Annotated in this window: 18 protein-coding genes; 15 read left to right on the forward strand and 3 right to left on the reverse strand. The window is 63.9% G+C overall.

Going from position 1 to position 23,627, the window contains the following annotated elements; translation table 11 throughout:
- The first annotated feature begins 87 nt into the window (after positions 1-87).
- From C8J30_RS17125 to C8J30_RS17180, 14 genes are all read left to right on the forward strand, one after another.
- On the forward strand, positions 88-597 hold the full coding sequence (locus tag C8J30_RS17125) for a DUF6634 family protein (protein ID WP_110807172.1): 510 nt from the start codon (positions 88-90) through the stop codon (positions 595-597).
- Positions 598-1,428: 831 nt separating this feature from the next.
- Positions 1,429-1,563: a hypothetical protein gene (locus C8J30_RS19285; RefSeq protein WP_281269385.1), complete on the forward strand. Its 135-nt coding sequence runs from the start codon at positions 1,429-1,431 to the stop codon at positions 1,561-1,563.
- 238 nt (positions 1,564-1,801) lie between these two features.
- Positions 1,802-2,479, forward strand: a complete 678-nt coding sequence (locus C8J30_RS18755; RefSeq protein ID WP_181420934.1) for a hypothetical protein — start codon at positions 1,802-1,804, stop codon at positions 2,477-2,479.
- Entirely contained in the window at positions 2,476-4,203 is a 1,728-nt protein-coding gene (locus tag C8J30_RS18760; protein ID WP_181420935.1) for a DDE-type integrase/transposase/recombinase, read from the forward strand. Before C8J30_RS18755 ends, C8J30_RS18760 begins: the two co-directional genes overlap by 4 nt.
- Positions 4,100-4,654, forward strand: a complete 555-nt coding sequence (locus tag C8J30_RS17135; RefSeq protein ID WP_181420936.1) for a Mu transposase C-terminal domain-containing protein — start codon at positions 4,100-4,102, stop codon at positions 4,652-4,654. The genes C8J30_RS18760 and C8J30_RS17135 overlap by 104 nt, the downstream gene beginning before the upstream one ends.
- 87 nt (positions 4,655-4,741) lie before the next feature.
- On the forward strand, positions 4,742-5,704 hold the full coding sequence (locus tag C8J30_RS17140) for an ATP-binding protein (RefSeq protein WP_181420937.1): 963 nt from the start codon (positions 4,742-4,744) through the stop codon (positions 5,702-5,704).
- The gene (locus C8J30_RS17145) at positions 5,701-7,248 is read left to right on the forward strand and encodes a TniQ family protein (protein WP_181420938.1); all 1,548 of its coding nucleotides are present in this window, start codon (positions 5,701-5,703) and stop codon (positions 7,246-7,248) included. Before C8J30_RS17140 ends, C8J30_RS17145 begins: the two co-directional genes overlap by 4 nt.
- Positions 7,245-7,550: a hypothetical protein gene (locus tag C8J30_RS17150; RefSeq protein ID WP_110807180.1), complete on the forward strand. Its 306-nt coding sequence runs from the start codon at positions 7,245-7,247 to the stop codon at positions 7,548-7,550. Before C8J30_RS17145 ends, C8J30_RS17150 begins: the two co-directional genes overlap by 4 nt.
- A 239-nt stretch (positions 7,551-7,789) precedes the next feature.
- The gene (locus C8J30_RS17155; protein WP_146227951.1) at positions 7,790-8,110 is read left to right on the forward strand and encodes a potassium-transporting ATPase subunit F; all 321 of its coding nucleotides are present in this window, start codon (positions 7,790-7,792) and stop codon (positions 8,108-8,110) included.
- Between the two features lie 19 nt (positions 8,111-8,129).
- Positions 8,130-9,839, forward strand: coding sequence for a potassium-transporting ATPase subunit KdpA (gene kdpA / locus C8J30_RS17160; protein WP_110807184.1), 1,710 nt, complete (start codon positions 8,130-8,132; stop codon positions 9,837-9,839).
- Between the two features lie 10 nt (positions 9,840-9,849).
- Complete coding sequence (gene kdpB / locus C8J30_RS17165) at positions 9,850-11,898, forward strand: potassium-transporting ATPase subunit KdpB (RefSeq protein ID WP_110807186.1); 2,049 nt, start codon at positions 9,850-9,852, stop codon at positions 11,896-11,898.
- Between the two features lie 10 nt (positions 11,899-11,908).
- Positions 11,909-12,469, forward strand: a complete 561-nt coding sequence (kdpC, locus tag C8J30_RS17170) for a potassium-transporting ATPase subunit KdpC (RefSeq protein ID WP_110807188.1) — start codon at positions 11,909-11,911, stop codon at positions 12,467-12,469.
- A 12-nt stretch (positions 12,470-12,481) separates the two neighbouring features.
- A complete protein-coding gene (locus C8J30_RS17175; protein ID WP_110807190.1) occupies positions 12,482-15,196 on the forward strand; it encodes a sensor histidine kinase in 2,715 nt (904 codons plus the stop codon).
- Positions 15,193-15,885, forward strand: a complete 693-nt coding sequence (locus C8J30_RS17180) for a response regulator (RefSeq protein ID WP_110807192.1) — start codon at positions 15,193-15,195, stop codon at positions 15,883-15,885. The genes C8J30_RS17175 and C8J30_RS17180 overlap by 4 nt, the downstream gene beginning before the upstream one ends.
- Here C8J30_RS17180 and C8J30_RS17185 read toward each other — a convergent pair.
- Positions 15,882-17,726, reverse strand: coding sequence for a potassium transporter Kup (locus tag C8J30_RS17185; protein WP_245909909.1), 1,845 nt, complete (start codon positions 17,724-17,726; stop codon positions 15,882-15,884). The two genes, C8J30_RS17180 and C8J30_RS17185, sit on opposite strands and share 4 nt — an antisense overlap.
- A gap of 595 nt (positions 17,727-18,321) precedes the next feature.
- Here C8J30_RS17185 and C8J30_RS17190 point away from each other — a divergent pair.
- Positions 18,322-20,100 (forward strand): patatin-like phospholipase domain-containing protein, encoded by a 1,779-nt coding sequence (locus tag C8J30_RS17190; protein WP_110807196.1) that lies wholly within the window; start codon positions 18,322-18,324, stop codon positions 20,098-20,100.
- 80 nt (positions 20,101-20,180) lie between these two features.
- Here C8J30_RS17190 and C8J30_RS17195 read toward each other — a convergent pair whose 3' ends face one another.
- Entirely contained in the window at positions 20,181-21,200 is a 1,020-nt protein-coding gene (locus tag C8J30_RS17195; RefSeq protein ID WP_110807198.1) for an HNH endonuclease family protein, read from the reverse strand.
- Entirely contained in the window at positions 21,200-23,560 is a 2,361-nt protein-coding gene (locus C8J30_RS17200) for an AAA family ATPase (protein WP_181420939.1), read from the reverse strand. The genes C8J30_RS17195 and C8J30_RS17200 overlap by 1 nt, the downstream gene beginning before the upstream one ends.
- Positions 23,561-23,627 lie beyond the last annotated feature (67 nt).

Consider the following 23,627-nt stretch of genomic DNA (forward strand, 5'->3'; position numbering starts at 1 on the left):
GCGGTGGTCCGCGGCTACGCTCATCGGCCCCGGCATCACTGAACTGGCGCAGTTTTTCGCACATTTGCAAAAGCAAGGAGGCCCCGTATGACGCCGGACGACATCACCGACCCGCTGCGCCCGCTCCAATATGTCACCGACGGCCTGCGGGGCGGCGCGCTGACAGAGTCTGATCCAGGCATCACGCCATTGGTGCGGACACATCGGCTGCTGAACGGCACCCGTCCGTTCGCCGCGATTCTGCGGCGAGATCTCTTCGATCTTTGCGATCAGATCGACAGTCTTGCAGGAGCGGTGCCGGATCTGTCCGCGCTTGAGACCGCGCCCTGCATCGAACGCTGGTGTGGCGCGGTCGTTGAAGATCTGCCAGTTCTTGTGGGTGTCGTGACTGGTCACCCGCGGTTGCGCGAAGGGGCGCGCACAGTCACGTCGCCGCTTATTCGCATCGCGCCGAGCGAGGGCTGGGCACGCACATTTTCGCGCTATTACCGGCTCGGCCGCCCCGATCAATCCGTTTTTGCGGCACTGCTCGCAGAGGGCCGCTTGCATCCGGGCGCACTGCGTTTCGACATTCCAGACCTCGGGGGCTGGGCTTGACGTCCCTGTGCGGCTTTGGGGTATCCCTTGCCTGCGGCAACACCGGACGTCCTCTGCGCGCGCGGCCGGAGACCGGCGTCAAGATCAGTCGTGCAGCGGTGGAAATTGGAAAAACCCGCTCCGGGACCAGAAAAATGGCGTCCAAAAGCGGGATCACGCACTTTGACGAAAAAAAATTTTCGGGGGCTCAGAACCAAGTCCGACAGCACATGCGCTTTTCGGCGGCATCGGTTCCGGATCTGAATGGTAATGAAGAGCCGGAGCTTCCCTGTCAAGCCCCCTGAACGGCGGGAAATGACAAGAAAATCCGACCGTTGCGGTGAGCCCACATCGGTCCGACCCGCAACACCCCCCTTGATCTACCCGTAATTTGTCCCCTATCTCATCTCCCATGATGAACCAGAACACGCATAACCCCCTCGCCGCCTCCCGGCTCATACGCTGATCCTTTCCGGATCGGACGTGGGGTTTTGTCTCGCATCGATGCTCTCCTGACCGACGTTTCGCAGCCGAATCACGCCCTCAAAATCGGGCGTTCAGGGCTCGAAAGAACCGTTACGGAAAGCGCCCTTGCCGCCTGACCACCGGAACTTTGTGATGACCGCCCGTTACGGGATCCGGAATTCGCAAACCCTCGGTACCCCCCTCCGACCCGGTTCAGGAGCCACGCATCCCGCTTCGGGATGCCGCCGGTAGTGCAGCGCAGACGGTCGGACACAAAACCTGAGGAGCGGAAAATGACGCGCGATGCGAAAAACAGAGAGAAAGATCAAAAAATCTACAAGCTCATGAAAAATAACGACTTCTTTCGTTTTTTTGAGCTTCCGCGCTATGACTCTGACCGTTCCTCGCAGCCCCAATGGAGACGCAAATGACCTGATCCAGACCCCTGAAAACGAAAACGCCGGGATGTTGGCGCATCCCGACGTGGACGTGATGTGGAAGGCCGAAGCCCACCAGACCTGATATCTGGTTCATAGCAGATCCTGCGGTTCGCCGCAAGGAACTGCCCGGCATCGGTCCCTCTCAAACCTGACCCCGACAAGCTCGAGACCCGCTCTCGGCGCGCGAAATTCGCGGCCGGAGGTGTCTCCCCGCATGCCTGTCGCATGGGTCGCCTGTCACGTGCCGCCGCAGCGGCCAGCCGAGACCGACGCGTCCGACCAGGGCGTGTCCCCCAAGCTTCAGAACAGGAACCTGAAAGATGTCTGTCTATACCGGACCCGAATACAACCCGCCCAAGCGGTCGGTTGCCAAACGCAAAGTCTCCGTGGCCTCGACCCAGCATTTCTGCGGTCAGACCGTGGTGCCCGATGGCGAAAATGGCCGCATCATCGTGACAGAGAGCCACCTCGAGTTCGTCTGGGCGATCTATCTTCTCACGCTGCCCTGGGTGCAGACCCTCGAAGAGCAGGTGCTCTTCATGTGGGTGAACGATGCGGGCGAACGCGTCGAAAAGTATTTCGATTTCGTCATCGTGACCACGGATGGCCGGCGCATCGCCTGCGAGGTCAAGCCGGTGATCCGTCTGGAAAGCGGGCGGGTGGTGAACGAGCTTTCGCAGATCGCGGCGCAGATCGGGGGCACCTTCGACGAGGTGCGGCTCCTGACGGACGAAGGCCTCGATGCCATCAGCCGGTTCAATGCCGAGACGATCTACGCCATGCGCGGCGCGGACGCGGAAGCGGATCTGGCCGCCGAGGCGGTGATCGGGCAATTGATCGGCGCCAGCACGCTTGCGGACATGACCCGCTGCATCGGTCTTGGTTCGCGCGGCATGCGGGCGCTGGTGCGCAAGATCGGCAAGCGCGAGATCACGCTTTGCGAGCATCAGCGCATCTGCGGGAAATCCTTCGTGCGCAAAACGGGGGTGTCGCAATGACCGCCCCGTTCCGCATCCGCTGCTTCGAGGAAGACCTGTGTCTGATCGACAATAAGCCGCACAAAATGGTTTTCCGCAATTCCGAGGGGCTCGTTTTGGCGCCGCTCGAAGGGGGATTGGCGCAAACCTATACGCATGACGAGCTTCTCAACCTGAACCGCCACAATCGGTTCGAGGTGAAGCTCAACTACTTCGTGAATCAGCAGGGACGCCCTCAGGAGGAGGAAAAGAGCGCGCCGCTGGTGTGGGATTCCGGTGCTCACGACGACCGGATCCGCTTTCGCGAGAGCATCGTTCTTGCGGTCGATCTCCTGCGCCGTCGCCAGAAAGAGGAATTCGGCAAGATCCGTTTGACTCTGACGGACGACGGGATCGAGGCGCACCGGCTCGAAATCAAGGAGGAGGCGAAGGCCTTTTACTGCAAGGTCGCAAAGACGCAGGACAGCAAGACCAAGGAAAGCCCTGAAAAATTCTCGCCGCGCAGCTTGCGTCGCTGGATCGCGGCGTACAAGCAATTCGGTCGCGTCGGGCTTTCCGACCGGAGCTACAAATCCGGCTCGCGCTTCGATCAACTGAACCTGGAAGTGCGCCGCGCCCTCAACGACGCGGTCATGGGATACCTCACGACGGATCGCCTGACGAAAAAGGCGATCCATGAGGATTTGAAAGCCACCGTCGCAACGATGAACGAACAGCGGGTGGCCGAGGGGCTCAAGCCGTTCCGCGTGCCTTGTCGCAACACCGTTTCCGCAGCGATCGACCGCCTCGATCCGTTCCTGGTCATGGTTGCGCGGGAAGGACGGGACGCGGCGCTGCGCAAGTTGCGCCAGACGGGCCGTGGGCAGACGCGTGATTTGGTTCGCCCGCTGCAAGTGGTCGAAATGGACGAGAACAAGGTCGATCTGATCACCTTGTTCCGGGACAACGGCTTGCTCGACCGCTTCAGCGAAGAGGAGCGCAAGCGCCTTGGGCTCGAAGGAAAGAAGGGCCGCTGGTGGATCACCGTCGCCATCTGCGCAGCGACGCGGGTCATCGTCGGCATGCGTCTTTCGAAAAGCCCGAGCCGCTTCTCGGCGATCGAATGTCTCGAGATGTGCGTGAACGACAAGGGCGGCTACGCCGATGCGGTCGGAGCCCTGACCGGTTGGGACTTTTTCGGTCTGCCGGAGCGCCTGGTGACCGACGGAGGCTCCGCGTTCAAGGCGGATGAGTTCCGGAAAACCTGCGCGGCACTCGATGTTCCGTTCGAGATCGCGGTGAACGGCGTCCCGCATCTGCGGGGTGCGATCGAGCGGGTCTTCCGCTCCATGAACCTCAGCTTGTTGCCGCGTCTGACGGGTCGCACCTTCTCCAACGTGATCCTGCGCGGGGAGAATGACTCTGTGAAGGAGGGCGTGCTCAGCGCCGACGAATTCGCATATGCGCTCGTTCGCTGGGCGGTCGACATCTACCACAACCAGCCGCACGAAGGCCTTGGGGGGGGATACGCCGATCGAGGCCTGGAACAAGGCGATGGAGGAATACGGCGTGCGCGCCGCGCCGGGGCCGGAAAAGCAGGCACAGATCTTCGCGCGCCCGCTGACGCGCAAGCTCGAGGGGGACGGGATCACGGTCCTCGGCGTGCGGTATCACAGCAAGGCGCTTGCCAAATTCGCCCTGCACAGCCGCGCCCTCAACCGCAAGACTTCCGACCGGAAGGTGGAGGTCCGCTGGCATCCGCGTGATCTCGGCGCGATCTGGGTCAAGGCGGACCAGTGGATCAAGGTTCCGGCCGTGTTCGACGGATTTGCCGGGGTCAGCGCGGCCGAATGGCTCGAAAGCTCCAGCCGGCTGCGTCTGGCGCAGCGCAAGCGCCAGGAGGTTTCCCAGACGGTCGTTCGCAAGGCGATCGCGGACATCAAGCAGCTGAATGCGAATGCCCGCCAGCGCGCAAGGCTGGTGACCGAGGTCTGGGAAGAGGCGGCGCTGGCGCGTCTTGAGGAGAGCCTGTTCGTGGGGTTCTCGGTGTCCGAGACGTCCGAGGCCCCCGCCACGGCACAGGCCGAAGATGGGGTTGGGCTCAGGATCGTGCCGGACGCGTCTGCCGAGGCGGCCGAACCCGAGGTTGCCGCCCCCACGGTCAAGAAAGGGCGTTCGCGCAGCAAGAAAAACGATGCCTGGGGCGTCGAGGATTGACCCTTTTCGCGGCCGCCCAAGGGCGGCCGCTTGTCATCGGGGCCGCGTCACGCGGTCCGAAGTCCCCCTGCAGAAATGAGGCCGAAAATGCTCAAGTCCGAATTCGAGATCGACAACATCCTTGAAGTCTTGCGCCACAAGTTCGTGACCACCCATCGGGACGCGGAGGTGCGCCACGAAATCGATCGCCTGTTGCGCCGCGATGCGGACGGCGCCCCCATTGCCGTTCCCGTGCGGTTCAGTGGCGGTCGGGAGGCCCGTGGGATCGTCGTCACCTGCCATCCCGGCGACGGCAAGTCCACCATCATCGATCACGTCCTGAAGACCCACCCCGCGCTCGGGCTCGGCGCCCCGGGTGGCCCGCGCTACCTCGCCGTCACCGTTCCGAGCCCCGCCACCCTCAAGGCCCTTGGCTGCGAAATCCTGCGCGTGAGCGGTTACCCCGATGTTTCCGAGCGGCGCGAACGCTGGAGCATCTGGCGGCTCGTGCGCCACCGCCTTGCCGCCCTTGGTGTCGTGGTGCTGCTGATCGACGAGGCGCACGATCTGCGCTCGAACGGGTCGGTCGAGGAGATCATGGATATCCTGTGCGCCTTCAAGTCGCTTCTCGAGGCGGATCCGCCGGTGATCCTGCTCCTGTCCGGCATCCCGATCCTGCATGAGATCGTGGCTTTCGAGGGCCAGAAAAACCGTCGTTTCGCCAAGCTTGAATTGTCCCCGGTGACGGCGCCGACGGAGGGCGACAAGCTGCAGCAGTTGATCGTCGATTTCTGCCGCTGTGCGGATATCGCCCCGCCCGAGGTCGATGTCGTGCCCCGGTTGATCTACGCCAGCCGGTATCGGTTCGGGATGTGCATCGAAAACACCCTCAATGCGATCGAGGAAGCGTTGCGCCATGGCGACGATCGCCTGACGTTGGCGCACTTCGCCGAGGCTTGGGCGGCGGTCGAGAGCAAGGGCCCCGACTGCAACCCGTTTCTGGCCATCAAATGGGCCTGCATCGATTTGACCGAAGGCACCGACCCCCGGCAATGGAAGCTGAAAAAATGAGCCATCTCGTGCCTTTCCTGCCGATTGCCGCAGATGAAACCCTGATGTCCTGGGCCACGCGCCTTGCGGCCCTGCACACGGGCGAGAGCTTGGTGCCGTTCCTGAACGATATCGGGTTGCCGCTTGATGATCTCGACAAGGCGACGGATGCGGCGATCGACCTTCTCGCGGAGCGTACCGGCCACGACCCGGCACAGTTGGTGCGCAATGCCATGCGCACCCTCGAATGGCGGCGCTACATGTTGCGCGGCGAGATCTTCATGGCGGAATTCCTGCGCGGGTCGGACACCGGCTTTTGCCCGGCCTGCCTGCTGGAGGACGATGCCCGCGGAAACAGCCGGCTGCACCGTCGCGGCCGCCTGCTTTGGCTCTTGCGGCCCATCCGCGTGTGCCCGGATCACGAGTTGCCGCTGATCGATCGTCCGAAAACCGATTGGCTGGATCGCGCGCGCCAGATGGCGCTGATCGTGCCCGAGACCGGCGCCCAACTCGAAGCCCTGCGCGACAGCCTGCAAGCGCGCAAACCGGCGATGTTGCAACGCTATGTCATCGACCGGCTCGAGGGGCGCACAGGCCCCGACTGGCTCGACGGGCAGCGCATCGATCAGGCGGCGCGGGCGACCGAAATGTTGGGAGTGATCCTCGCCTTCGGGACGAAGCCCAATCTGGATCTCCTCAGCCCGAAGGATTGGGACGAGGCGGCCGAAGCGGGCTTTCCGTTCGTCGCCCGCGGCGAGATGGGCATTCGCGAGGCCCTTGGCCTTGTCGAGGAACGCAGCCGCACCTCGGGCACGCTGAGCCGCAAGGCAGGCCCGCAGCAGCGGTTCGGGCGGCTCTACCAATGGCTTCAGTTCTCGAAAAACCGCAAGGATCCCGGCCCTATCCGCCATGCGGTGCGGGAATACATTCTCGACACGAGCGAAGTCGCACCGGGCAAGCCTGTTTGCGGCGAGGTCGTCGTGACCCGGCGGCGGCACAGCATCGCGTCGCTCGCGGCCGAGACCAAGCTGCATGCGAGCACGCTGCGCAGCCTTCTGGTGTCCCACGGCCTCGTCGACGACACGGCAGCCCGCACCGGTGGAACCTTCGATGCGGTGGAGGCCAACAGGATTGTCCAACCGGTCCTCCAAGCGATCCCGATCGTTCGTCTTCCCGGCTACATCAACGCCTCGCGCGGGCAGGTGCGGCAGCTGATTTCCGCAGGGATCTTGCCGCAAATCGACCTGAAACTCAGTGCCCAGCACAAATATGGCGCCCAGGTCCTGGGGCCCGACGCCGACGCGTTCCTCGCCAAGCTTCGGGATCGTGCCCGTGACGTCGACGATGTTCCCGCAGGGTGGGTCAGCATTGATGTTGCCGCGCAAAAGACCCGCGTCAGCACCGACGGCATTTATCGCATGATCCTCGACGGGAAACTGAAGCGGGTGGTGCGGCTGGGGGGGGCTTCGGCTGCTATGCGCTTCACCTCGATCTCGCCGAGATCGTCACCGCCACGACCCCCGATGTCCCTGTCAAGACGCTCTCCCTTTCGGCGGTCAGCATGAGCCTCGACATCCCCAGCCCCGTGATCTTGCGTCTGATCGACGGCGCGGTCGGTGTGACGCGGCTTCGGGTCCATGAGGTTTCCTCGACCGGGCAGCCCCGATTGTCACCGGTCGACGTCGAGCTGTTCGCAAAGACCTATGTGTCCCTGCGGCGGTTGTCGCGCGAGACCCAGATCGGCAAGAATACCCTGGTACAAAAGCTGTCCGATCGGGGATGCCAGCCGATCGTCGATCCGATGGAACTGGGCGTGGAGCTTTATCGCCGTCGTGATCTGCCTCCTGGGATTTACGGACTGATGTAGCGTCCGCCGAGCAAAACTCTTCCTGAAGCCGCCCTTCCGGGCGGCTTTTTTGTTGCCAACGGCCGACCGGGAAGGGAATTTGCCAAAGGAAAAATTTAGCCTACAAAAAGGCCAGATCGTTGGTCGGGGGCAGGGGTGTATTGATAGATTTCAATGGGTTAGGTTTTGGAAAAAGGAAATATTTAGGCGGTCGAGACACGGGCGTTCTTGGCTTGCTGCGAGGCAAAGGAGGTCATTGCGTGTCTCGCGATCTGGATTTCATCCCGCATCGGGTTGTCCCGGATCCTTGCGTCTTCTTTATGCTTCGCGACCGTCTTCCGTATCGATCCCTGAGGCCCTCCGGCGCGATCCTCGCGGCACATCTTCGATGGACCAAGGAGACCCTCGATGTCCGATTTCCTTTTCGCCGGTCTTGGCCTCGGGCTGATCGCGCTCATGGCGCTTTACGCCCTCGTGCTGGCGCGGGCCTGATCATGCTCGAAGCCATCGTCGGCCTGACCGTGGCGCTCGCGGTGGGCGCCTATCTGATCCTCACCCTGATCGCGCCCGAGAAATTCTGAGCGGGCACAGGAGATCCCCATGACAGTTTCCGGATGGCTGCAGATCGCGGCCGTATTGTTATGCACGCTGGCCACGGCGCTGCCGCTCGGCCGCTACATGGCCCGCCTGTTCAGCGGCGAACGTACCTTCCTGCATCCGCTGCTGCACCCGGTCGAGCGCGTGTTTTATCGCCTCGCAGGCGTCACGCCCGCGCGGGAACAGAGCTGGCTGGGCTACAGCCTTGCGATGCTCGCCTTCAGCGCCGCCGGGTTTGCGATGCTTTATCTGATCTTGCGGCTGCAGGGGGTTTTGCCCTTCAACCCCGGCCAGCTGCCCGGCCTGCCCGCCGATCTGGCCTTCAACACCGCCGTCAGCTTCCTGACCAACACCAACTGGCAGGCCTATGCGGGCGAGACGACAATGAGCCCCTTCAGTCAGATGGCCGGGCTTGCGGTGCAGAATTTCCTTTCGGCCGCCACCGGGATCGCGCTCGCCATGGCGGTGACGCGGGCTTTTGCGCGGGCGGGCACCGATCAGCTGGGCAATTTCTGGGCCGACATGACCCGGGCGACGCTTTACCTGCTGCTGCCGCTGTCGATCCTTGTGGCGCTGGTGCTGGTGGTGCTGGGCGTGCCGCAGACACTGACCGGCGCGGTCGCGGCGGTGACGCTGGAGGGCGCGCAACAGACGATCGCGCTGGGGCCGGTTGCCAGCCAAGAGGCGATCAAGCAGCTGGGCACCAATGGCGGCGGTTTCTTCAACGCCAATTCGGCGCATCCGCTGGAAAACCCCTCGGCGCTGTCGAATGCCCTGTCGATCTGGGCGATGCTGGCGATTTCCGCGGCGCTGCCGATCACCTTTGGTCGGATGACCGGATCGGAGCGGCAGGGCTGGGCGATCCTTTCGGCAATGGGCCTGTTGCTGATCACTGCCACGGCCACCGTCTATTGGGCCGAAACCTCGGGCAATCCGCATCTGGCCGCGCTCGGGCTTGATCCTTCGATGGGCAACATGGAGGGCAAGGAGGTCCGTTTCGGGCAGGCGATGTCAGCGCTGTTCGTCGCGGTAACCACGGGGCTCTCCTGCGGCGCGGTGAATACGATGCACGACAGCCTGACGCCGCTTGGTGGTCTGGTGCCGATGCTGCTGATCCAGCTGGGCGAAGTGCTGCCGGGCGGCGTCGGCTCCGGGCTTTACGGCATGGTGGTGTTTTGCGTGCTTTCGGTCTTCGTCGCCGGTCTGATGGTCGGGCGCAGCCCCGAGTTTCTGGGCAAGAAGATCGAGGCGCGGGAAATCCGGCTGGCGGTTCTGGCGGTGCTGATCCTGCCGCTGGTGATCCTGGGCTTCACCTCGGCTTCGGCGCTGCTGCCTTCGGCGCTGGCCAGCCTGAACAATGCCGGCCCACACGGGCTGAGCGAGCTGCTTTACGCTTATTCCTCGGCGGCGGGCAACAACGGCTCGGCCTTTGCCGGGCTCAATGCCAACACGCCCTGGTTCAACACCACCCTTGGCATCGCGATGATGCTGGGCCGGTTTGCCTATGTGCTGCCGGTGCTGGCGATGGCCGGGGCGCTGGCGGCGAAACCCCGCATCGCCGCCTCCGCAGGCACCTTTCCTACCACCTCGGCCCTGTTCGTCGGGCTGCTGGTGGGGGTGATCGTGATCCTTGGCGGTCTGCAATTCTTCCCCGCGCTCGCGCTTGGCCCGATCGTCGAGCAGGTGCTGATGCGCGATCTCGTGACCTTCTGAGAGGCAAATCATGTCGCACTCCTCCAAACCCGCCGCCTTTGACCGCGCGGCTCTGGCCGAAGCCCTGATCGAGGCCGTCCGCAAGCTCGATCCGCGCAAGCTGATGCGCAATCCGGTGATCTTCGTCACCGAAATCGGCGCGCTTCTGGTCATCGGCCTGTGGCTGCGCGAACTCTGGCTCGGCACCGGGCAACCGTGGTTTTCCGGCCAGATCGCGGCCTGGCTCTGGTTTACCGTTCTCTTCGCCACCTTCGCCGAAGCCATCGCCGAGGGCCGCGGCAAGGCACAGGCGGCGAGCTTGCGGCAGGCCCGCTGCGATGTCCGCGCCCACCGTCTGGTGATGCCCGACAGCCCGGACCCGATCTGGGAAAACGTCTCGGCGCTGGATCTGGAACCGGGCGATGTCGTTCTTGTCGCCGCGGGCGAAATCATCCCGCTCGATGGCGAGATCGTCGCCGGGGTGGCCGCGATCAACGAGGCGGCGATCACCGGCGAAAGCGCCCCGGTGATCCGCGAGGCGGGCGGCGACCGCTCTGCCGTCACCGGCGGCACCACCGTGCTTTCGGATGAAATCCGCATCCGCATCACCGCCGCCCCGGGCGAGACCTTCATCGACCGGATGATCGCGCTGGTCGAGGGGGCCGAGCGGCAACGCACGCCGAACGAACTGGCGCTGTCGGTGCTGCTCTCGGGGATGACGCTGATCTTCCTCATCGCGGTGGTGACGCTCTGGGGGCTCGCGGGCTATTCGGGCACGGCGGTTTCGGTGGTGGTGCTGGTGGCGCTTCTGGTGACGCTGATCCCCACCACGATCGGCGGGCTTCTGTCGGCCATCGGCATCGCCGGGATGGATCGGCTGATCCGCTTCAACGTCATCGCCACCTCGGGCCGCGCGGTCGAGGCGGCGGGCGATGTGGATACGCTCTTGCTCGACAAGACCGGCACGATCACCTTTGGCAACCGGATGGCGGCGGAATTCGTGCCGATGCTCGGGGTGTCCGAACGCGCGCTGGCCGAGGCGGCGCTGCTTGCCAGCCGCGGCGACGAAACGCCCGAGGGGCGCTCGATCGTGGCGCTTGCCCGCGCCGATTTTGGCATGAGCGAGCCCGACCTGCCCGAAGGCGCAGTGCTGGTGCCCTTTGCCGCGCAGACCCGGCTTTCGGGGCTTGATCTAGGGGCACGGCGGCTGCGCAAGGGGGCGGTCGATGCGGTGCTGCGCCACCTTGGCCGCACCCCCGACACCGCACCGCCCGAATTCCGCGCCGCGGTGGACCGGATCGCGCGCTCGGGCGGCACGCCGCTTGCCGTGGCCGATGACGGGCAGCTTCTGGGGGTGATTCACCTCAAGGACGTGATCAAACCCGGCATCAGGGCGCGGTTTGCCGAATTGCGGGCGATGGGCATCCGCACGGTGATGGTGACGGGCGACAACCCGGTGACCGCCGCCGCCATCGCCTCCGAGGCCGGGGTGGACGATTTCCTGGCCGAGGCCACGCCCGAGGACAAGCTGGGCTATATCCGGCGCGAACAGGCGGGCGGGCGGCTGATTGCGATGTGCGGCGACGGCACGAACGACGCGCCCGCGCTGGCGCAGGCCGACGTGGGCGTGGCGATGCAGACCGGCACGCAGGCCGCACGCGAGGCGGGCAACATGGTCGATCTCGACAGCAACCCGACGAAGCTGATCGAGATCGTCGGCATCGGCAAGCAACTCCTGATGACGCGGGGCGCGCTGACGACCTTTTCGATCTCGAACGACGTGGCGAAATATTTCGCCATCCTGCCCGCGCTCTTCGTCGCAACCTATCCGCAGATGCAGGCGCTGAACCTGATGCATCTGGGCTCGCCGCAATCGGCGATCCTCTCGGCGGTGATCTTCAACGCGCTGATCATCGTCGCGCTGATCCCGCTCGCCTTGCGCGGCGTGCGCTATCGCCCCGTCGCGGCGGCGGTGCTGCTGCGTCGCAATCTGGCGATCTACGGGCTTGGCGGGCTGGTGATGCCGTTCGCGGGCATCAAGCTGATCGACCTTGCCCTGACCCATCTGAACCTTGCCTGAGGAGGCCTGCATGCTCTCTCATCTTCGTCCGGCGCTGGTCTTTGTCGGGGGCTTCACCCTGCTGCTCGGGCTCGCCTATCCGCTGTCGATGACGGCCATTGCCACCACGCTGCTGCCGCATCAGGCCGAGGGCAGCCTGATCCGGCAGGGCGATCATGTCCTTGGCTCAGCGCTTGTGGGCCAGAATTTCACCGCGCCGGGCTATTTCCACCCCCGTCCCTCGGCTGCGGCGACGCCTTATGACGCCGCGGCCTCGAGCGGTTCGAACCTCGGGCCGCTGTCGCAAAAGCTGATCGACCGGGTCCGGGCCGATGTCGCCGCCTCGGGGCTGGCCGCGCCCGTGCCCGCCGATGCGGTGACCGCCTCGGCCTCGGGGCTCGATCCCGACATCTCGCCGCAAAACGCCCGCGCGCAGGTGGCGCGGGTGGCGGCGGCGCGCGGCCTCGCGCCCGAGCGCGTCGCGGCACTGGTCACGGACCAGACCCGGCAGCCGGTCCTTGGCCTATTTGGCGAGCCGCGCGTGAATGTGCTTGCGCTGAACCGCGCGCTTGACACACTGGCCGCTGAATGACCCGAGGACGCGATGCCCGCCGGTGAGCCGGAAAAACGCCCCGATCCCGATGCGTTGCTGGCGCTGAGCCAGCGCGATCGGCCCGGCCGTCTGAAGATCTTCCTTGGCGCGGCGCCGGGGGTGGGCAAGACCTGCGCGATGCTGCAGGAAGCCCACCGCGTCCGCGCCGAGGGGCGCGATGTGGTTCTGGGTCTGATCGAGACGCATGGCCGGGCCGAGACCGAGGCGCTGGCGGCGGGGCTTGAAACCCTGCCGCGGCGGCGGATCGACTATCGCGGCCAGATGCTGGAGGAGTTCGACATCGACGCGGCGCTGGCGCGTCGTCCGGCGCTTCTGGTGGTGGACGAACTCGCCCATACCAACGCGCCGCAAAGTCGGCATCCGAAGCGCTGGCAGGATGTGCGCGAGGTGCTCGACGCCGGGATCGACGTCTGGACGGCGCTGAACATCCAGCATCTGGAAAGCCTCGCTGATGTGGTGGCGCGGATCACCGGTGTCACCGTGCGCGAGACCGTGCCCGATGTGATGGTGCAAGAGGCGCAGGACGTGGTGCTGGTCGACATCCCGCCCGACGAGCTGATCGCCCGGTTGAAAGCGGGCAAGGTCTATCTGCCGCAAACCGCGCGTCGGGCGGTGGAGAAGTTCTTCACCCCCGGCAATCTGACGGCGCTGCGCGAGCTGGCGCTGCGCCGCACCGCCGAGCGGGTCGATGACCAGATGACGGAAATCCTGCGGCAAAAGGCGATCGAGGGGCCCTGGGCCTCGGCCGAACGGCTTTTGGTCTGCCTGTTTCCCGACGGTAGCGGCGATGCGCTGATCCGGCAGACGGCGCGGCTGGCCTCGGCGCTCAACGCGGGCTGGGTCGCGCTGGTGCTGGCGCCGCCCTACGATCCGGGGGCCGTTTCCGAGGCGGAGCGGCGCGCGACCGACGCTATGCGGCTCGTTGAGACGCTGGGGGGCGAGGCCTTGCGGCTGACCAGCGCCGAATTTGCCGAGGACATCCTGCGCGTGGCGCGGCGCGAAAATGTCACCCAGATCCTGCTTGGGCATCGGCGGCAGGGCCGGTTTGCGCGCCTGCTGCGCCGAAGCCTGCCCGAAGCCCTGGCCGAACGCGCCGAGGGGATCGCGGTGCATGTGCTGCCCCTGCCCGAACTTGAAAAGACGGCGCCTCTGCCAAGTTTCGACACCTTGCGGCGGCTGGTTTCGGAACCGGGACTTCTCGCCGATCTCGGCCTTGCGGTGCTGGCAACCTCGGGAGTGGTCGCGATTGGCCATGCCTTGGCCGCGGTGATGGAACTGCCGAACCTGTCGATGATCTTTCTGGCGGGCGTGCTGATTTGCGGCACGTTGCGCGGCACCCGGGCGGCGGTTCTGGCGGCGCTTCTGTCCTTTCTCGCCTATAACTTCTTCTTCATCGAGCCGCTCTACACGCTCAGCATCGCGCGGCCGCATGAATTTCTCGCCCTGCTGATCTTTCTCGCCGTCGCCAGCCTGACCGGATCGTGGACGGGCCGCATCCGTGCGCAGGCGCGCGCGGCGTTGACCCAGACTCGGATGATCGAGGCACAGGCAGCCTTTTCGCGCCAGCTCTCGGCCGCCTCCTCGGCCGAGGATGTCGCTTGGGCAATGGTGACGCAAGTGCATGGATTGATGGGCGGAAAGGCGATCCTTCTCTTGGTCGAGGGCAACGAACTGCTGCCCTGCGCCGCCTGGCCGCCCGAGGAAATCGCCGATCCGGTCGAGATGACCGCCGCCCGCTGGGCCTTCGAAAAGGGCGAGACGGCGGGCTGGCGCACCGCGACGCTTCCGAACCTGCGCTGGCGCTTTCATCCGCTGGCCACGCCGCGCCATGTGGTGGCAGTGCTCGGCTATGAACCGCCCGACCGCGACCAGCCGCTGTCGGCCGCCGACGAGGCGAAGCTTGCCGCGGCTGTCGAGCAGACGGCGGTGGCGCTCGACCGCGCGCTTCTGGTGCGCGAGGCGGTGAAGGCGGCGGCGATGCAGGAAAACGAAAACATCCGCGATGCGCTTCTGGCCTCGCTTGGGCATGATCTGCGCACGCCGCTTGCGGCGATCACCGGCGCGGTGACGACGCTGCAACGGGGCGAGGACGCCCTGCGCGAGGATCAGCGCACCGATCTGCTCGACACCATCGGGCAAGAGGCCGGGCGGCTGAACCGCTTTGTGGGCAACCTTCTGGAGATGAGCCGGATCGATCAGGGCGTGGTCAAGGTCCGCCGCGATTGGGTCGATGTGGGCGATGCGATCCGTCTGGCGGTCGATCGGGCCCGCAAGGCGCATCCGGGGCGGCAGACCAGGATCAGCCTTGCTCCCGATCTGGGCTTTGTGCGCGGCGATCAGGAGTTGCTGTCACAGGTGGTGTTCAACCTGCTGGATAACGCGCATAAATATGGCGAGACCGAGGTCAGCGTGCATGCGCGCAACGAAAGCGACGAAGTGGTGATCAGCGTGACCGACGACGGCCCCGGCGTGAAGCCTGCCGATCTGGAGCGGATCTTCGAAAAGTTCTTCCGCGCCGGCGGCACCGACCGGCGCAAACCCGGCACCGGGCTTGGGCTTTCGATCTGCCGGGGGCTCGTGCGCGCGATGGGCGGCACGATCAAGGCCGAAAGCCCCGCCATCCGCCGCCGCGGCACCCGGTTGATCGTGCGTCTGCCGCTCGCCGATCTGCCGGCCGAACTGAGCAGAGACGAGGAGGCCCGATGATGCTGCGCCGCGTGCTTGTCGTCGATGATGACGACCAGATCCAGACCATGCTGCGCATCGCGCTCGAATCGGCGGGCTACGAGATCGTGGCCGCGATGACCGGACAGGAGGCGATCCGGCTCGCCGCCAGCATCGCGCCCGAGGCGATCTTGCTCGATCTGGGCCTGCCCGACCGCGACGGCAAGGAAGTTCTGAAAGCCGTGCGGGCCTTCAGCGCCGTGCCGGTGATCGTGCTGTCGGCGCGCGACCGCGAGGCGGAAAAGGTCGAGGCGCTCGATCTTGGCGCCGATGACTATCTGGAAAAGCCCTTCGGTATCGGCGAGTTGCAGGCCCGGCTGCGCGCCGCCGCCCGCCATGCGACGCGCGCGCGCGGGGAAACCACGCGACTTGTCCTTGGCGCATTGAGCGTCGATCTCGACAAGCGATTGGTGCAAAAGGACGGGCAACCGGTGCGGCTGACGCCGAAGGAATTCGAATTGTTGGCCGTGCTCGTCCGCAATCTTGGCCGTGTCGTCACGCATCGGCAGATCCTGACCGCGGTCTGGGGACCGGCCCATCACGACGACACGCAATATCTGCGTGTCTTCATCGGCCAGCTGCGCGCCAAGATCGAACTTGACCCGACGGCCCCGGCGCTGATCCTGACCGAACCCGGCGTCGGCTACAGATTGGCAGAGGGGCCGGTCTAGACGTTGACTTGGGTGCCGATTTCGACCACCCGCGAGGCGGGGATGCGGAACCAGTCCGAGGCCGAGGCGGCATTGCGGGCGAGATAGAAGAACAGAACGCTTTGCCAGCCCGGCATCCGCCGCCGCGGCGACAGTTTCAGCGAGCGGCGCGACAGGATGAACGAGGTCGCCATGATGTCGGGCTTCCACCCCAGCCTTCGGCATTGCAAAAGCGCCTTCGGCACGTCCGGTTCCTCGGCGTAGCCAAAGGTCATCGTCACCCGGCGCAGCTGCGCGTCGATCTCTTCCATCTGCACCTGATCCTCGGGCGCCACCCGGGGCACATCGGCGGTCAGGATCGTCAACAGCACGATGTTTTCGTGCAATGCCTTGAAATGCTTGAGACTGTGCAAAAGCGCCACCGGGACCATCTCGGGGGTTGCAGTCAGATAGACTGCCGTTCCGGGCACCGTAGTCCCCGACCCTGACCGCAGTCGTTCCAGAAACTCCTGCACCGGCAGATCGCTCACTCGGTCTTGCGCCTGCACGATGCGCGACCCGCGCCGCCATGTCGACATCAACAGCAGCAACCCCGCCGCGATGCCGAGCGGCAGATAGCCCCCCGCGAAAAGCTTGGTCAGGTTGGCCCCCAGAAACACCAGATCGATCAGCAAGAGCGGCCCGATCAACAGCGCGCTCGCCCAGAGCGGCCAGCCCCAGTGGCGATGGATCACCACCAGCGCCAGCGTGGCTGTCACCACCATCGTCCCCGTGACGGCAATGCCATAGGCCGAGGCAAGCGCCGAGGAGGACCGGAAGGTCAGCACCAGAAACAGCACGCCCAGCATCAGCCAGAAGGTCACTTCGGGCATGTAGATCTGCCCTTGGCTCACCTCCGAGGTCTGGCGCAGCCGCAGCCGCGGCATCAGCTTCAGCTGCACCGCCTGTTGCGTCAGCGAATAGGCGCCCGAAATCACCGCCTGCGAGGCGATCACCGTCGCCATTGATGCCAGCACCACCACCGGAACCAGCGCCCAATCGGGGTAAAGCAGGTAAAACGGGTTCTCGATCGCCTCGGGTCGGGCCAGAAGCAGCGCGCCTTGCCCGAAGTAGTTCAACAGCAGGCAGGGAAACACGAGCACAAGCCACGCGAGTTGGATCGGACGGCGCCCGAAATGCCCCATGTCGGCATAAAGCGCCTCGGCCCCGGTCACCGCCAGAAAGGCCGCCCCCATCACGGCCAGACCCAGAAGACCGTTTTGTGTCACCAATCGCAGCGCATGAAGCGGGTTCAGCGCCGCCAGCACGGAGGCATCGGTGATCAGCATCGCCACACCGCCCGCCGCCATCACCGCAAACCAGACCAAGGTGATCGGGCCGAAAAACCGGGCCACGCGTTCGGTGCCACTGCTTTGCGCGACAAAGAGGGCGACGATGATCAGACAGGCGAGTGGCACGACGACCGGCTCGAACCGGGCGGTGACCAGCGTCAACCCCTCGATGGCGGACAGCACCGAGACCGCAGGGGTGATCGCGGCATCGCCATAAAACAGCGCCGCCCCGATCATTCCGAGGATCAGAATACCGCGATGCGGCCGGCCGATCGCCCGCTGCGCAAGCGCCAGCAGCGAAAGCGTTCCACCTTCACCCTGATTGTCGGCACGCAACAGGATCAACACGTATTTCAGCGTCACGATCAGCATCAGTGACCATGTGATCAGCGACAGCACCCCCAGAACCGCCTCGCGCGCGACGCCACCCGACCCCGCACCGGCGGCCAGCATCGCCTCACGCAGGGCATAAAGCGGCGAGGTGCCGATGTCGCCATAGACGACGCCGATCACCGCAAGACTGGAGGCCATGAGAGAGACAGGCCGGTGAACCGGCGCAGAGGTATCAAGGGCGGGCATCGGTTCCGTCACGCTGCGCCGGAGACCGGCATTCGCAACAGATACTCCGTCCGCACCACATAAGGGCGCCATAGGGAAAGCCGTCTTCGCGCATAAAGGAAACATAAAGATCGGCGCCGATGTGTCGCAAGCGCACGGGCGAATGATCGTTGGTTGTCACGCGGAAAGCTTTGGTCTCGGCGGCCGATCGGAAGCCGTCATCAACGGCTTGGTCCGTACGGCCGGAGAAAAACGCAGCTTGCGCCGCAAGGTGCATGAACGACCGAATTGAGCTGACCGCCGATGAGCAGCGATCGACAGCATGGTGAAGGTTTTTCGACACGGTCCGACCATGTCTACGAGGCCAAGACCAACGTGAGGGGCGGTTTCCCGACCGTGAGGCTGCGGCATTGCAAGCGCAGTAGTTGGTGAAAGCGGACCTTCAGTTACTGGGATGAAGGGTATTCGGGACCGGCCTGATGCGTGATTAAAGGGCCATTAATTCGCAATTGATCTGTCAGCTGGTCAGAATAGAGTAAACATGGGTTTACTGTAAGTGGGGGCCATCATGCGCGAATGCGATCTCGTGATGAAGGGAGGGATCACCTCGGGGGTCGTCTATCCACACGCCATCGTGGAGATCGCCCGCGTCTACCGGTTGCGCAGCATCGGCGGAACCTCGGCCGGTGCAATCGCCGCTGCGGTCGCCGCCGCGGCAGAGCACCGCCGCGCGCAGTCGCCCGGCAAGGATGACTTTGCAGGCTACGATGGCATCGTCGCCATCGCAGACGAGATTGGTCGCGACATGAAATCGCTGTTCCAGCCCGCGCCGCGACTAAGGCCGTTGTTCGACATCCTGATGGGCATGGTGGCCGCCGGCAGCGTCAGCAAGCTGCGGGCCGCAGCGATGGCGACGCTGCGCGCTTATGGCGGCCGGGCGCTGGTTGCGACTGGCATCGGTCTGGCCATGGTCGTGGCCGGTTTGGTCCAGTCGAACCTCTGGCTCTCGGCGCTGGGAATTGTTGTCGGGATCGTCCTGCTTGCGATGGTCATCGGCTTTGCCCTGTGGCGTGCCATCATGGTTGACCTGCCAGCGCATGATTTCGGCATCTGTCCGGGTCTCAGGCAGAAGGATACTGACAAACCCGCGCTGACCGACTGGCTGGCGGATCATATCGACAGGGTGGCGGGCAATCTTGATCCCGCTGGCGCGCCAGTTGACCCGCTGACCATAGGCCAGCTGTCAGATTATGGCATCGAGATCGCGACGATCACGACCGACCTGTCGTCGGGGCGGCCCTATCAACTGCCCCTCAAAAGCGACCTTCACTATTTCTCCAAAGGCGAGTTCGAGGTGCTTTTCCCCAAGCGTGTGGTAGATTATCTGGTTCGCGGCAGGGAACCGCTTGGCGGAGTCGGGCAGCACTTGCCCCAAGACCTCTATCCGCTCGCCAGAGGTCGCGATTTTCCGGTGCTGCTGGTTGCACGGATGAGCCTCAGCTTTCCTGGGCTGATCAGCGCGGTTCCACTGTACCGCTTTGACGATCTGCTGCCCGAGGGGCCCGGGCGCTCAAAGATACGTCGCTGTCTTTTCTCGGACGGCGGGATCTCCAGCAATTTCCCTATCCATTTTTTCGATTCCTTCCTGCCGGGCCGACCCACGTTTGGCATCATGCTGTCGTCATGGGAGCAGGATCGCCACAAGGATGTTCGCGTCGTTCTCCCCAATCATCCACGCCAGAGTACGCATCTTCCAGCCAAGGAGATCACTGGGATCGGCGGCTTTCTATCTGCAATTCTCAACACCTCGAAAGACTGGCAGGACACGTTGCAATCGCTTCTGCCCGGATACGCAGACCGTATTGTCGAGATTCGGCTTGATGATGCCCGAGAGGGGGGGATGAACCTAGCAATGGACAGGGCGACCATCGAGCAGCTTGGCAGATATGGTCGGGAGGCGGGGCGCATTCTGGTCAATGATTTCGCGTTCGACGAACATCGCTGGTTGCGGGCGCTGTCCCTGCTGCCCAAGCTGGAGGGCGCACTGGAAAGCATGGCTGGGGCCTATCGTGCCGAACCCACCGGTGGCGGAATGACCTATGAAACGCTTCTCACGGGCTATAAACCCCTCAGCTACAAGAACTCATCGGCCTGGCGCAAGAAAGTGTTGGCGCCCTTCGTCACCGCATTGGCAGCGACAGGCGGCAGCATGGCTGAGGCAAATGCAGCCCTTGGGAGCCGGTCGTTGCGTAAGGGGAATGTGCCTAAAGCGGACAGCAACCTGCGCCTGGTTGCCGGCGCCGACCGCGCCCCTGTACGCAAGACCGACACGGGGGGGGAACTCTGACAGGTCATGCGAAAGTCCAGACCGACGGCCTGGTCCCGTCGTGTCTGGTCGGCGGATTGTGACCAAGGTGGTTCCTTACATCACGGCAAGGCGGCCATGAAATCCTTTGTCCACGCCCGCGCCATTGCGGAAAACGGGGCCTCCGGATTAGCTGCGTCGCGGATTTCAGCCAGCGCCGTCCCAGCCATTTTCTCCAGCCGAGCGACGGCGCTGTCGCGGATCTTGCGGTCTTCTGCGTCGGGGACATTTATCTCCTTGAGGGAGTCGGCGATGCAGAACACATCCAAAACGACCGACGCAAGGAATTCCAGCCGCCAAAGCAGCCGCGTCCGCTCCTGCACCAGCGCAAGGCGGTTAAGCCCATACACATGGATCGACACCGCGCCATGCACGCTCACGCGGGCCTCTCGCGCCTGATTTTCGATTTCCGATGCCTGCTCGTTCCCGGCCTGATATGCTGGCAGGACAATATCCGTTGACCCGGCCGGATAGACAATGCCCAGGGGCTCTTGCCGATCGACATGGAAGCGAAGGTATTCCTCCGGGTCTGTCCGGCACGGGTCGATGAGAAGGCACTCTTCGGCAAGCAAAGCCATGTCAAGCTGGTCTTGCGGGGGCTCTGCCTCCATCCGGGTGCCGCGAATGGGAAACGCGCTTTCCTTGCCGGTCTGCACGATCCGGAAGCCTGTTTGTCGAGCGGCCTCAAGGCCGCCGGTCAGGCTGGCGAAGGCGATAGGCGTATTCTGTCGCCGCCGTCGATTGCAGTCGATGCAGCTCGGAAGAAGATTTGTCCACTCGGCCGCAAGCCACCAATAGCCCGGATGAACGATGCCCTCGACGGCTCCCTTGGGTCTGAAATGCTCGATATCGACCGGCGAGGTGGTATCATACCGGCCTTCGCAATATGCACATTTGCCATGAAATAACGCTTCGAGCGCGTGACGCACATCGTCACCCTTATAGGCAAGGAAAGTGAAACTCGCGCCATCATGAGCCGCAAGGAAGTGGGCGCGGGCGCGGGCGAGTTCCTTTTTGCCCGCGCGGCCGTCAAGCAACAGGCTCGCGGGGCCTTCCACGGTGGAGCGGTCGACCTTGCGCATCAGATACCTCCAAGGGCGTCCATGATCTTGGCCCGCGCTTTAGCACTCAGCGCTCTGGTGTCAGCGCTCGACCTGTGTCGGCGGTCGATCAGATATTCCTCCACGGCTTTCTGTACGAGGCGCTCGATTTCCGTCGAGCCGATCGGTAAGGACCGCCCGACCTGGCGCCGCAGGATCTCGCGCACTTTGGCAAGCTTCGCTGTCTCCTCATCGCCCATCCCCCCCTCCTGCTCCTTGGCCAGTAGATCGCCTGCAATGGCGAAGTTTGCGTCCAATTCCGGCGCGTCAGTGCTGTGCAGCCGGAAGAGATCAGAGGTCAGAAGTTGCTCGATCGTAAGCGCCCCGATCGCCGGAAGCTCTCCAATCTGCTCGACATAGCTGGGAAGCACCGACACGGAGTCGGTGGCGCTATTTATGCGGTGGAAAACCCGTACCTCATCGCTGGAGAGGCCGCGCAGGCACAAGGGATCGTGGGTCGTCATGATGAATGCCACCTCTGGCAATGCATTGCGCAAGCCGCCGACGATTTGCATCTTCCAACGCGGGTGGAGGTGCGCCTCGACCTCATCAATCAGCACGACAGCGCGCGCGCGCGCCAGCGATGCGCCAGAACGATCCTGTCTTGCTGCAAGTCCCCGCATGATGTCACAGGCCATCGCCAGGATCGCACGGAAGCCCGACGATACTGCCGAGAATGGGGTCCGCACCACCAAAGAACTACCATCCGCGCGACGCGAATTGACGACCAGGAAACACTGCTTTCGCCTGGCATCAGCTTCAATCACGTCGACCTCCTGATCGATGGCGAGAATGAATTTCAGCGCGCGCGCGACCTCGAAGAAGAGCGGTGTGTCAGCGATTGATGCAAGCCACTTTTCGGGATTGGGCAGGACGTAGTTGGCCTCGAACAGGGATCGGATCGCGGACCCCGGTCTGCGACGTTTGCCATCCTTGAGAAACAGACGGAACGCGCCATAGGCGAAGACCGGAACCCGCGGAGTATCGGCACCTTTGATAAACCTGAATCCGCTATCGACCGTGACTTCGCACTGCTCATCGTTGTCATAAATTACTTGAACTGCGCCCCTTCGTGGCGCGTTTTCCTCGTCCCCGCCCATCCATTTCGGATTGAGCACGAACCGCCCCGCATCCAGCACAAGGTCGTCCCGGGCGGATTGCTCCGATAGCACCAGGGCCATGGCCTCCAGGATCGAACTCTTGCCGGCGGCATTTTCGCCGAGGATCACAAGGCATGGAGCCGTCGGTTCCTGATGCGCCGTCTCGCCGTGGTTTGTGGCCAAAGGGTTTGACGGAACCTGTCTGCGGCTGGCAAGATCAATCCGAATGTCCTCTAATGCTTTGAAATTCTTTATCTCGAAGGTGGCAGGCAGCGCGTTTCCCACTCGGCGTACTTCTGGTGGCCGCGCGGATGTGGCCCCAGTTTCCAGGATCGCTTCACGGTCCTGCAGTTGCTCAAGGGCGGTCTCCAGCCGGTTCAGGAAATCAGGATTGCTGAGGCGTTCGGAGAAATATCTGCCGATCCTTTTGCGCGACAGCGTTGGCCGTGAGCCTCCACCGCCACCGATGCGCCTTGCCAGTTGGTAGAGTAGCAGAAACCACCCGCCGCCGAATTCCATACTGTCGAAGGCAATCAGCGAGGAGTCGATACGCCCTTCTTTGGCGGAGGACAGCAGCAGTCGAATATACTCGCCTGTCCGCTTGCGTCGTTGGTGCTCAAGCGTAGTCCGGTCCAAGTTGAAATGACGGATAGTTGCCGCGCCTCGCTGGCTCAATCCGATCATCTGGCCGGTTGCAAGCAAGGCAAGGTGTTTGCGAAAGTCATCAGAGGCGCAGGGGTCGAGGTATTCGGGCCTCTCCTTGGGTGGCGTCTTCCACGATCCTGTCGGCGCCGTGACGTAGCCATAGACCTCGTCCGGGTCGGGTAGGTCGCAACGCCTACCAATGACCGGAAAGACAGACTCAGACCTTGGTCGGCACTCATTGCATATGGGATAGATGTTCGACCACGAATTGGCGAGCCATGTGTAGTAGAGATGCCCGCGATCAGCGAACTGCGCCGGGGCGGCATCGATAGGGCCTGCCTCCTCGGTCGGGCGGAACCGGTAGGCGCGGCTATGTACTCTGCTCTCGCAAAATGCGCACTTGTGATCGAACAGCTCATTCAGTGCCCGATCGAGGGAATCGTCCTCAAGCGCCAGAGAGCGCAGGTCGACGCGGGTTTGCGATGACACCATCATGTCAGTCGCGAAGATGCGGCGAAGTTCCTTGCGATAGAGCGCTGTGCGCTCATCTGACAAACAAGCGGGTGCCGGCTGGAGAGTTCTGTCAACCTGTCTCATGGCTTCTCTCTGGTGACTGCTACGTCTCCCATGCTCAGGGATTCGGCGCGAGGTATACGAAGGTTCA

Origin of the sequence: Rhodobacter viridis, assembly GCF_003217355.1 — a bacterium.
In the GTDB taxonomy this organism is placed as follows: Bacteria; Pseudomonadota; Alphaproteobacteria; order Rhodobacterales; family Rhodobacteraceae; genus Rhodobacter; species Rhodobacter viridis.

What these genes read in the sequence shown, in the direction of transcription:
- C8J30_RS17145 (WP_181420938.1), top strand. Translation starts at nt 5,701, where the DNA reads ATGAGCCATCTCGTGCCTTTCCTGCCGATTGCCGCAGATGAAACCCTG.
- C8J30_RS17175 (WP_110807190.1), top strand. Translation starts at nt 12,482, where the DNA reads ATGCCCGCCGGTGAGCCGGAAAAACGCCCCGATCCCGATGCGTTGCTG.
- C8J30_RS17185 (WP_245909909.1), bottom strand. Translation starts at nt 17,726, where the DNA reads ATGGCCTCCAGTCTTGCGGTGATCGGCGTCGTCTATGGCGACATCGGC.
- C8J30_RS17195 (WP_110807198.1), bottom strand. Translation starts at nt 21,200, where the DNA reads ATGCGCAAGGTCGACCGCTCCACCGTGGAAGGCCCCGCGAGCCTGTTG.
- kdpC (WP_110807188.1), top strand. Translation starts at nt 11,909, where the DNA reads ATGCTCTCTCATCTTCGTCCGGCGCTGGTCTTTGTCGGGGGCTTCACC.
- C8J30_RS17180 (WP_110807192.1), top strand. Translation starts at nt 15,193, where the DNA reads ATGATGCTGCGCCGCGTGCTTGTCGTCGATGATGACGACCAGATCCAG.
- kdpB (WP_110807186.1), top strand. Translation starts at nt 9,850, where the DNA reads ATGTCGCACTCCTCCAAACCCGCCGCCTTTGACCGCGCGGCTCTGGCC.
- C8J30_RS19285 (WP_281269385.1), top strand. Translation starts at nt 1,429, where the DNA reads ATGACTCTGACCGTTCCTCGCAGCCCCAATGGAGACGCAAATGACCTG.
- C8J30_RS17200 (WP_181420939.1), bottom strand. Translation starts at nt 23,560, where the DNA reads ATGAGACAGGTTGACAGAACTCTCCAGCCGGCACCCGCTTGTTTGTCA.
- C8J30_RS18760 (WP_181420935.1), top strand. Translation starts at nt 2,476, where the DNA reads ATGACCGCCCCGTTCCGCATCCGCTGCTTCGAGGAAGACCTGTGTCTG.
- C8J30_RS17140 (WP_181420937.1), top strand. Translation starts at nt 4,742, where the DNA reads ATGCTCAAGTCCGAATTCGAGATCGACAACATCCTTGAAGTCTTGCGC.
- C8J30_RS18755 (WP_181420934.1), top strand. Translation starts at nt 1,802, where the DNA reads ATGTCTGTCTATACCGGACCCGAATACAACCCGCCCAAGCGGTCGGTT.
- C8J30_RS17150 (WP_110807180.1), top strand. Translation starts at nt 7,245, where the DNA reads ATGAGCCTCGACATCCCCAGCCCCGTGATCTTGCGTCTGATCGACGGC.
- kdpA (WP_110807184.1), top strand. Translation starts at nt 8,130, where the DNA reads ATGACAGTTTCCGGATGGCTGCAGATCGCGGCCGTATTGTTATGCACG.
- C8J30_RS17125 (WP_110807172.1), top strand. Translation starts at nt 88, where the DNA reads ATGACGCCGGACGACATCACCGACCCGCTGCGCCCGCTCCAATATGTC.
- C8J30_RS17190 (WP_110807196.1), top strand. Translation starts at nt 18,322, where the DNA reads ATGCGCGAATGCGATCTCGTGATGAAGGGAGGGATCACCTCGGGGGTC.